This is a genomic window from Moorena sp. SIO4A1 (assembly GCF_010672065.1).
Classification (GTDB): Bacteria; Cyanobacteriota; Cyanobacteriia; order Cyanobacteriales; family Coleofasciculaceae; genus Moorena.
In genome coordinates this window covers 1-10,063 of record NZ_JAAHHX010000119.1, presented here as the reverse complement: position 1 = coordinate 10,063, position 10,063 = coordinate 1, and the positions used below count along the sequence as shown (strand labels likewise).

The 10,063-nt window shown below is 43.1% G+C and carries 6 protein-coding genes; 4 read left to right on the top strand and 2 right to left on the bottom strand.

Annotated elements, in window-relative coordinates:
* Positions 1 to 540 precede the first annotated feature (540 nt).
* Entirely contained in the window at positions 541 to 2,721 is a 2,181-nt protein-coding gene (locus F6K53_RS34070; protein WP_293070169.1) for a cellulase family glycosylhydrolase, read from the bottom strand.
* Positions 2,722 to 3,595: 874 nt separating this feature from the next.
* On the opposite strand from F6K53_RS34070, the gene F6K53_RS34065 reads away from it, so the two are divergent.
* Entirely contained in the window at positions 3,596 to 4,375 is a 780-nt protein-coding gene (locus F6K53_RS34065) for a hypothetical protein (RefSeq protein WP_293070167.1), read from the top strand.
* Positions 4,376 to 4,724: 349 nt separating this feature from the next.
* On the opposite strand, the gene F6K53_RS34060 is transcribed toward F6K53_RS34065, so the two are convergent.
* Positions 4,725 to 5,096, bottom strand: a complete 372-nt coding sequence (locus F6K53_RS34060) for a hypothetical protein (RefSeq protein ID WP_293038788.1) — start codon at positions 5,094 to 5,096, stop codon at positions 4,725 to 4,727.
* A 1,164-nt stretch (positions 5,097 to 6,260) separates the two neighbouring features.
* Between F6K53_RS34060 and F6K53_RS34055 the strand changes: the two genes are divergently transcribed.
* The 3 genes from F6K53_RS34055 (at position 6,261) to F6K53_RS34045 (ending at position 9,169) form a co-directional block, all read left to right on the top strand.
* Positions 6,261 to 6,398, top strand: a complete 138-nt coding sequence (locus tag F6K53_RS34055) for a hypothetical protein (protein WP_293029453.1) — start codon at positions 6,261 to 6,263, stop codon at positions 6,396 to 6,398.
* A gap of 212 nt (positions 6,399 to 6,610) precedes the next feature.
* Complete coding sequence (locus F6K53_RS34050) at positions 6,611 to 7,393, top strand: HAD family hydrolase (protein WP_293029450.1); 783 nt, start codon at positions 6,611 to 6,613, stop codon at positions 7,391 to 7,393.
* A gap of 363 nt (positions 7,394 to 7,756) precedes the next feature.
* A complete protein-coding gene (locus F6K53_RS34045; protein ID WP_364303588.1) occupies positions 7,757 to 9,169 on the top strand; it encodes an adenylate/guanylate cyclase domain-containing protein in 1,413 nt (470 codons plus the stop codon).
* The last annotated feature ends 894 nt before the right edge of the window (positions 9,170 to 10,063 follow it).

The window sequence follows — 10,063 nt, the reverse complement described above, 5'->3', positions numbered from 1 at the left end:
ATGGAGGCATTGCTGTGGAAACAGTTTCTTTCATGGGATTGGAGGGACAAAGTAACCAACCTAAAAACTAGACCCTATATAGGATAGCACTATTTATGCCTTTAATTATCGCGCTTAGTCCCACTAGGTCGTTGGATATCAACCCATGGTAGAGGTACCAATGTCAATGGTTCCCATGATGAGGAGCCGGATGAAGGGAAACCTTCACGTCCGGTTTTGTAGACGAGTTGGGTGAGGCGACTCCCCGGCTTAGTTTAACAAGCTTAAACCCATGAGCGGGCTAGAGATTTAGTACTAATGTTGCTGCATAAGTGACATGCTCCCTTCTGGATTAGCGATTCGGCGAAGCCGACGCTACGCGAACGCATTCTGGATTAGCGATTCGGCGAAGCCGACGCTACGCGAACGCATTCTTGGGAAACCCCAGTTAGTCTAAACTCCAGTTAAAAGCTCACGGGGTGATAACAATGCTAAAGCTCTCTGTCTGATTTGGTAAGTACTGTCAGCAAGATGCGTTCGCGTAGCGAACGCATTCAATCTTTATTGCCCTGATGCCAACATTTGCTTGGGTTTGTAGTCAGACCCAAGCTTGTTGGCACAGAATCCCAAATGACGGCTTTGACCAGGTTCGATCAATCGTCCCCAATCCAGCGGGGTGACCACATAGTTTTTAGAGGATTGAGAGTTTTCCATGTTACGGGGTTGGAAATTACCATTCCAACTATTGTTAATCGCAGCTTGATTCATTTGGAATGTTAATTCCCAGTCTTCAACCTTAGTGCTGCCCTCATTGATAACCTGTATGCCGATGCAAAATCCTTCTTGCCAATCTGAATGCAGGTTAGGTACCACTTTTAAAGGGACACGGTTTCTAGTCTGTGACCTTGTAGAGAGATTAGGGTTAGGGAGATTAGGGCTAGGTTCGGGTGTTGGCATTGGCTCCCTTAAACCTTGGTTGGTATCGGGTGGCGGTGAAGGTAAGGGTGCCATGTCGCTGGGTGTCGCACTGGGGGATGGTAAAGGTAGTGGCTCCTTTAAACCTGGATTGGCAAGGGGTGACGGTAGGGGTAGGGGTGTAACTTGCCTTGGTGTGACAGTTGGTGATGGTGCCGGTGATGGTGCCGGTAACGGTGCCGGTAACGGTGCGATTACACCAGGGTTGGTACGCCGGTTAGGTGGGGGTAGTGGTGCAACCCTCCTGGGTGTGGGATTGGATAGGGGTGGAGGTAGTGGTGCAACCCTCCTGGATGGCTGCCTACTTGGCGTTGGTGTAGGCATTTGCCCGATTGAGCTGGGTTGGGAATTAGGCAATGGCGTGGGCATTGGTTTGGTTCTGCCTGGTGGGAAACTTGGTCGCGGTATGGAAATTGAGGGGATAATCGGAGCAACTCCCACGTTCGGGGCGAAATTGTTGGCAATTAGCAGTCCCTGAAGCAGTTGTTGCTTAGGAGCCTCCACACTCTGCCAATCATCTTGCAGGATCCCGCCAGTATCCCCACTATTGGGATTCCAACTCCAGTAGGCAAAACTGAGGTTGTTTCGATTAATGTAATCTACCAGCCGCCGCTTCCAAACTCCCTCTTTTGAGTTAGGGTCTACCTCCTTACCACCGAATTCTCCGATCAAAATCGGCGCAATGCCTTCTCTAGCGATATAGTTCCAAGCAATTTCCCAGCGGTATTCCAAATTGTTAGGGAAACTAGGCTCTGAAAACCAAGGGTGATTGAAAACTCCAGGGCCGTATTCATGGGGGGAATAGACCAGCTTATTGGGATTAGACAAACGTACTGGATATTCCCTAACTCCTTCCAGATTACCCCCATGCCAATGGGTTGCTAGTCGTTGACCTGGAACATTCTTTTCCACACCTTCAACAACTATCAGCCAATTGGGGTTGACTGCAAGAATGGCATTACCAGCCCTCTGTGCTGCCAGTCGCCAGTCAGTGGCTAGATCGTTTGTTCCCCAGCTGGCTCGACCATGGGGTTCATTTTTCAGGTCTGCACCAATGACATTAGGCTGATTGCGGTAACGAGTTGCCAGCATTTTCCAGGTTTCTATCCAATCAGTTTCCGTAAACCCATCCCCATACCATAATGGAGGAATACGTTGGTCATTGAGTCGGTGACAGTCCAACAAAATTAATATGCCTTGCTGCTGGGCTTCCTTGATAATGGCATCCATGACCTCCAAGGGCGATTTACCGTAAAGCTCCCGATTGCTACCGATGTTGAAATCAATCCCACTGACCTCTGAGGCTCTTAGGGATTGGATAGAAAACGGCAGCCGAATCATGTTGTAGCCCAAGCTTTTGATCTGCGCCAACATATCCTTGTAGTCTCGTTTCCACAACCCATGAGGAGCATGCAACTCTGTCTCAATCCCAAACCAGTTCACCCCTCTGAGTAATATCGGGCGACCTAGGGAATCAAGTAGTTGTGATCCTTGGGTAGAAAGAGGTAGCTGCATGGTTCTTGCAGCATTGGCTGCATCAACAGGATGGTGAGAAGGCAAGGTTAATTCCATCAGGGATAAAAAGACTAACGCTAAGCCAAGACCAATGATTCGCCAAGGAAGTGTAAATTTGGTTCGCTGGTACTTAGGAAGCCTACTATGCCCAGGCTTGCGCCGTCGAGGCTGCCCGAAATGGCTGATGATTGTCAGCAGGATAGTTGATAGGATGCGGGCAACTCGGGATATGTGCCGGAAAAATCTAGACATCGGTTTCTACAAGAGAAGAGGTAGAGTTAGTCACAACTAGAGGTGCGACCCGTGGCGAATTTAATTCGCCAAGTAAGAGCGCACCTAAGAACTTGAGATTGAGCTTCCGTCACCCTGGCTAACTCGAAAAACTAAATTAAGCCACTATACTATATATAGGGCAATGGGTAGGTTACGATAGACAATCCCTTAATATCAATACCCAAAACTAGCCCTAATGTCAGTGTATCTCCTCAAAACCGAAACCCGACAATTCCCCTGGTTAAAAATCATGTAATGCTTGATGGGTAAAGGCTAGATTCGAAATCAACTAGGGATTTCTGGGAGGTTGTCACACAACCTTCACAAAGTGTCTTGACAGATTCCAAAGACTAAGTCAGGGCAGGTATTAAAAAAACTTACCAACTTTTGGGGGGGCATACAGTCGAACGCTTATTGAACATGGGTTTTAGTTCCATAACCCTTTTTAGTTTCCCCCACATCCACCTTCAAAACCCTCGGTTTTGAAGGGAGTATTCTGATTAATTGTAAAGTTCTCAGGTAATCACTAGGAACTGCAAGTTTCAATCTAGAAGGGGTTTATATACCTGCACTACTTATTTCTCTAAATATACCTTCACTACTTATTCATGTAAAATTCATAAACTTAGTGAAGGGTTTCATAAAACTTTTATGAAACATGGGATCACTACGGATTAACTTAAAGAAAAGCCAAAGTATTAAAGGGTGCAGCTACAAAAAACTTCTGCCGCTGACCACCGATAAGGAGTGAGCGAAAGACTAAACAGATCACAACTTGATCAAAACTTGGCAAAGTCTTACGCGGCTCAGGTTAAATGGCTGATGCGGCAACTATCGAAGGAAACTACTGATTATGACATCTCCGATTAAGCAATTTGTCCTGAAACCAATTGTATTTTCAGCTGCACTCTTTACAGTCCTAACCATACCACTAGCTTGGTTTGGCTCTAGACCTTTAAATATCCAAGTACAAGAGGAGCCAGTGTTTGACGGTAAACTAATGGACGTAGCTCCACCTTACTTGGGCTTAGCAGCGCTACTAAGTCTGACTGTAGGAACTGCTACAGTGGCGATGACCGGATGGCGCTCCGCTGACCGCAACCGGTCTGATATAGAGGCACAGTTATCGGGTCTTGAGGAAAATCTCAGGAAAAAGGAGGAATTGTTAGAGACACTTCAGCTATCAGACTCTAGGTTAGACGCTTCTGGACTGAAGGAGTTTACCTCAGACAAAGACACTTCACTATCTTTGAACGACAACTACCAGCCCATTAGCAATCTTGAGCAAGTCACTTCCGAACCCTTGCTCAAAACCTACCATCCGATTGCCGAAACTGAGTCGGTAACTGAACCTGTAATCATTACCAATCAAACAGTGGATCATGAACCATCCACTCAATCCCCCACTAAACCTGACTTGGACGTGGGAGCAGCTACGGCTAGGTTTCCATCGGTGCAATCATTTCTAGCCTATGCTCCACCCAATGCTTCTCAGGAGCCACAGATGAAACCAACTCCCCTTAATCGTGATGAGTTTGACCAACTCTACACTAAAATTCAGCATCTTATGTCTCAGATGGTCACTGTAAAAAAGGCTATGGAAAGACGGTCACCAAAAACCTCACTCGAGTAGTCGTGATCAGATAGCTATCAAAAAAAACTTGGTAATGGCTAATTCCTAGATATTGATAGTTAAGTCATATCAAGGGTTAGTCATTAGCTTTTCTTTCCAGTCAAACCGGAATCTTAACACGTAATGTTTTAATAAAAGCCCTAATCACCTCAGCTGGAGTGTTTCTAGTCTGTTCATAATGTTCATGTGGATTGCTTCAATAATTCTATTGCTTCAATAATTCAAGGTCTGATTCTTAAAGAATTATCGTCACAAAGCATGCAAGCACTGTCAAGATCAATGCTGAATTGCTTGAATGCACCCTGACTATGCACTGACATCATATGCACTGACATCATATGCACTGACATCAATTAAGCTCAGAATGATTGGAAAGCATTGCTACAATGCGGTCGAACCTTTTCCTATTTTGCCAACCTAGCCATAGGGGGAGAACTTGGGCTTCTGCTAATTCTAGTACCAAGGATTGAATTTCTTGGTCAGATGCCTGTCCATAAAGCAGTAGTACTAAGAACCCATTGAGTTGCCGTGCCATTGTTTTAGCTTGAGGTAAGGCATCTATAGCTTCATTCCAATGGACAGGGAACATCAAATGAAGTGGCTTATCGTCTCCCATGTGGATTAGAGTGGGTTTGAGGAGATTGCAAGTGCCATGAGGTCCCTCGTACCACGGGCGATGATTTTCTAGGTACGCAGCTTCTGACTTTACCCAAGTATTCATTTTGTACCTCTAAGTTTATTATAGCTCTTATTTTATTTATGGTAATTGATGAAAAATGGATTCGCTAAAATTCGTTCTAGTCTACAACGAACAAATCCCTTGAGAATTTATCCAATGGGATCATAATGTATTACCATTGGTATACCTAGGGAATAGGTCTGGTGATCTAAACCCTAAATTTATGTAGCTGTAGCTGTCGTCATTGATTTGTGCAAAAGAACATGGGTTGATAGTATTTACTCAGTTATGCAATTTGATAACGCTTAAATTAATTTAAAAAAAATCCATATTTTGCAATTTTTTGGGAGGTTTACTCAAGTTAAAGACTAATTTAGGTTTATGGCCAATTTTGATTTAATTTTATTCCCCCATCTGTTAGGCTGGAATAACTTACCAGGAAGCGCGTTTTTCCAGTTATTGCTCTGACCAATAGTCAAGATTTAGAGTTACAGTAACCTGGGATGAACCAAAAAAATTTCCCTTTACCTTTATCCTTTACTAACATGTCATCCTTGAATCAGGATTGTGATGGCTACAGGACAAGGGATCATCAAAAAACTTGATCTCAAAAACCCTGGATTAGGTGGTGACTCCTATTAGTTTTTATGGTTCCTTGAGGAGGAATACTGGTTTGGATTAACAAGTATAGCATTTTCAGGTGAAATGAAAACGCGCTTATTCCTTGAGAGCTCCTCACTTATATATAGCGCTAGAGTGAGTTAGTAATTTAGGGAGTAATGCGTTCGCGTAGCGTGGCCGTAGGCCAATCGCATATTTCCCAAGCCAGCAGTCCCTCACCTTTAAATTCTGAAACTCTGACCAAAGAGGGACTTTTGCATACATGACGTTGGCCTTGTCAAAAAAGGTACCCACACGGGTACTGTCCAAAGCTGGTGGCGAAATCCATACTCAAAGAACTAGTAAACAACACACAGGAAACGCAATGACCAGACATGGCCGACTCTATCTAAGAACGGATTCAAGCCCTTAGTCCTGAGGAACTGGCAGATGTGACTGAAATTAGTTCTGTCTTAGCCCGTAGAACACCCCTGTGGTTCTATATTCTCAGGGAAGCAGATAGCGCGAGCTGGTGGTAAAACCTTAGGATCTGTAGGTGCTCGGATTGTAGCAGAAGTTTTTATTGGTCTGCTGCAGGGAGACCGTATGTCTTATCTAAATCAAGACCCAGATTGGACACCAACACTGGGTTCACATCCAGGAAAATTTGGTATTGTCGATCGCATAAGCGCGGAAGCTGAGGCCTTTGGCCACGCTTCGCGAACGCTTCATCGCGTAGCGTGAGCAAAGCTCAATCTGCTTAAATTTGCTGGAGTGGCATAGATACTATAACTTGATAGGGTGCTATAAAATTATACCAATTCACTTAAACATTGCTATCTATTCTTGAATAAGGGTAAAGATTAAGGGGAAAATGTAAAGGTAAAATCTTTGACTTTTTTCCCTTAATCTTGAGTATAGTAATTTGTAGTATTCATAAGTATTGATCAAGTGAAATGGTACCCACAATTCTTGCTCTCGACTTTGACGGTGTTCTGTGTAACGGACTATTAGAGTATTTTCAGACGGCGTGGCGTACATACTGTCAAATTTGGAAACCCGGCAGTCAAACACCACCCGAGAATTTAGCACCTAGCTTCTACCGCTTACGACCTGTGATCGAAACCGGCTGGGAAATGCCAGTATTGATTCACGCGCTGATTCTCGGTATTTCAGAAGACGAGATTTTGCAGGATTGGTCAACAGTTGCCCAGTCTATCGTTAATTCTGAGACCTTAGACAGAACCGATACAGCCAAGCAGTTAGACACGATTCGGGATAAATGGATTACTACCGATTTAGATGGTTGGTTGAGTCTACACCAATTTTATCCCGGTGTGATTGAGCGATTGGAGCAAATACTTTCCACAAATACCACACAGGTATATATTGTTTCTACTAAAGAAGGACGCTTCATCAAACAACTATTGCTGCAACAAGGTATTAAATTACCACAAGACAGAATTATTGGCAAGGAGTCCAAACGACCCAAACATCAAACCCTACGACAATTAATTGAAACTTTTCCAGGGGAAGCCGTAACACTATGGTTTGTGGAAGATCGGCTTAAGACCCTTCAATCTGTGCAACAGCAGCCAGACCTTAAACCGGTCAAACTCTATCTAGCTGATTGGGGCTACAATACCAAAGCTGAGCAAGAATCTGCTGGTAATGACCCGAGAATTCAGTTGTTGTCTCTTGAGCAATTTTCCCAGGATTTTTCAAATTGGCTTGATTAACTATTAGGTATTAGTCCTTCTGGAAGGAAAATTTAGGTTTTGGCAGCATTTCAGGGAACTCTATAACTATCACCTTTGAGATTGTCTTTTCAACCAGAGGTGAAAATGATTTTGAATAAAACGCTTTTCGGTTAGGGTTTCTATGGGATGCTACACCTAATTTTTAAATTCTGGAACTGGTTATTAAAGCTAATTTTTCAGAGAATAATCCTAGTTCTAACAATCATGTTTTGCCTGGGAGTGGGAATTGCCCTTTCAAGCATGTCTCGTCTCTCCATGGATCTAATTTAATCCCACGCACTAGACTATTCAACCTTATCTGCTCAAGTTATTAATGAGGCACGTAACCTCTACAGTACTGAGGTGGTTAGTCGTGCTAAAACTGTTGATGGAATTACTGTTACCCATAACTACACTACCAAAAAAGGGGCAATTCCTAATCCAGCCACCTATGTGATAGAACTGGGTTCGCGCATTAGTGCCAATGATACGGGAGCTTTAATCAGGCTTTACAGTGATTATCCCTTTCCCAATCGACAAGCTGAAGGGGGTCCGAAAGATGATTTTGAATGGGATGCACTCAGATTCTTGAGAAAATATCCCACTCAGTCATTTTTTCGCCAAGAGCAAATCCAAGGTCGTTCTTCATTTCGATATGCAGAAGCCATAATTATGGAGTCTAGCTGCATTGCTTGTCATAACAGCCATCCGGATAGTCCCAAGATGGATTGGAAAGTAGGAGATGTCAGAGGTGTTTTGAAAATTATTCAGCCTCTAGACAAATTTGTGGGACACACACAAATGGGTCTGAGGAGTACATTTATCACCTTAGGAGGACTATCTGTGTTGGCACTCTCAGGGCTAATTCTAGTTATCGGTAGATTGCGTCAAATTGCAAAGGAATTAACAAGGCGGGTTACGGAACGCACGGCTGAGTTGGCTGAAGCTAACCAAGATTTAGAAAAAAGTAATCAAATTATTAGTAAAATTTTTGGGCGTTACCTGATTTTTGGGCGTTACCTGAGTAAGGAAGTAGTAGATAATTTACTGGAAAAACCAGAAGAATTGAAACTGGGATGCCAGCGCAAAACTATCACCATACTAACTTCTGATTTAAGAGGATTTACAGCGCTATCCGAACGATTGCTTCCGGAAGAAGTGCTTCAAATTCTCAACCTCTATCTGAAACATATGTCAGAGGTAATTACTAAATACCAAGGAACCATTGATAAGTTCATGGGTGATGGAATTTTGGTTTTATTTGGTGCTCCCACGGCCAGAGAAGACGATACAAAACGCGCAGTTGCTTGTGCTGTGGCGATGCAATTGGCAATGGTTCCTGTCAACGAAACGATGCATGCCTGGGGCTATCCACCTCTAGAAATGGGTATTGGTATCAACACAGGTGATGTTGTGGTGGGCAATATTGGCTGGGAAAAACGCACCGATTACAGTGTAGTGGGTAGCCAAGTAAACTTAACCTATCGTATTGAATCCTATAGCATAGGTGGTCAAATTTTGATTTCACAATCCACCTTTGAACAGGTTAAGTCAATCGTGATAATTCACGGGGACAAACAGGTACAACCAAAAGGGGTTAAACAGCCAATTACTATCTATAACGTTGTGGGTATTGGTGATGACTACAATCTCTTTATACCTCAAGAAGACGAGAATTTTTTTACCCTTCCTAAAACCATCCCACTCACCTACAAAATTTTGGAAGAAAAGCATATCGGCAAAAATCTTTTTCTTGGAAGTTTAGTTCAGCTTTAAGCTAAGGGATCGAAAGTGCGTTCCTATGAGATAATAAGAGAGTATTTACCGGTAGAGCTAAGTAATATAAGCCTGAATCTATTAAATCAATATCAAGCAGAATATAGTGATGATATCTATGCTAAAGTTACGTCACTTGAAACATAAAATCTAGGGTTTTATATTCGTTTTACCTCCCAAACTCCAGAGGTAAATAAAATGCTTGATGATCTCTACAAGTCGATAAGTAAAAAAAGTGAATATAAGCCGTCAGGTATCAACAGTTAGCCTTACAGTGGTTTGACTTTGAGCATGGCGGGATTGCTGTCTACAGTATGGTTGGCAGTTAGGAATTGGTATGGTTTGTGGCAAATTAATTTAGCAGATTGAGACTCCCCTGGGCGATAACGGTTATGCGATGGCTCGAAGAGCCCGCCAAAGGCGATTGACCGTAGGTCACGCTACGCGAACGCAAAATTTGCTCAACCAGTTCTCCCCAAGCCCACTCCAGATGTTGAATTTAATCATCATAGTGGTTTAGTTTAGCCATCATAGCTTCATTTGCCTGGGTCATGACCATTGATTTTGATTATATTAGTTACAAAACTTTACATAAAATTGTATAAAAATTGGATTTTTGGAGAGATTAATTAGAATGAAGACAACCAATAAAGCTTAATGGTCTTGGTAGTCCTAAACCAGTAAGGATGAGTTATAGTCATTAATCAAATACCAGATAGCGGGACTTTGACAAAATCTTACACTCCAATGAGCGATCAACCTAGATTGGGAGGGCGATTCACCTTGGAGGCGTATATCATTAAGTATTCACTTTCAGGCAATTGACCTTTTTCCCTTACCCAGAGAGGTTTTCATCCCAATTCTGGCCGATTACGGCTACACATCAATAGTGGC

Coding starts and splice junctions, on each gene's coding strand:
- F6K53_RS34060 (WP_293038788.1), bottom strand. CDS start 5,096: ATGAATACTTGGGTAAAGTCAGAAGCTGCGTACCTAGAAAATCATCGC.
- F6K53_RS34050 (WP_293029450.1), top strand. CDS start 6,611: ATGGTACCCACAATTCTTGCTCTCGACTTTGACGGTGTTCTGTGTAAC.
- F6K53_RS34065 (WP_293070167.1), top strand. CDS start 3,596: ATGACATCTCCGATTAAGCAATTTGTCCTGAAACCAATTGTATTTTCA.
- F6K53_RS34070 (WP_293070169.1), bottom strand. CDS start 2,721: ATGTCTAGATTTTTCCGGCACATATCCCGAGTTGCCCGCATCCTATCA.
- F6K53_RS34055 (WP_293029453.1), top strand. CDS start 6,261: ATGTCTTATCTAAATCAAGACCCAGATTGGACACCAACACTGGGTTCA.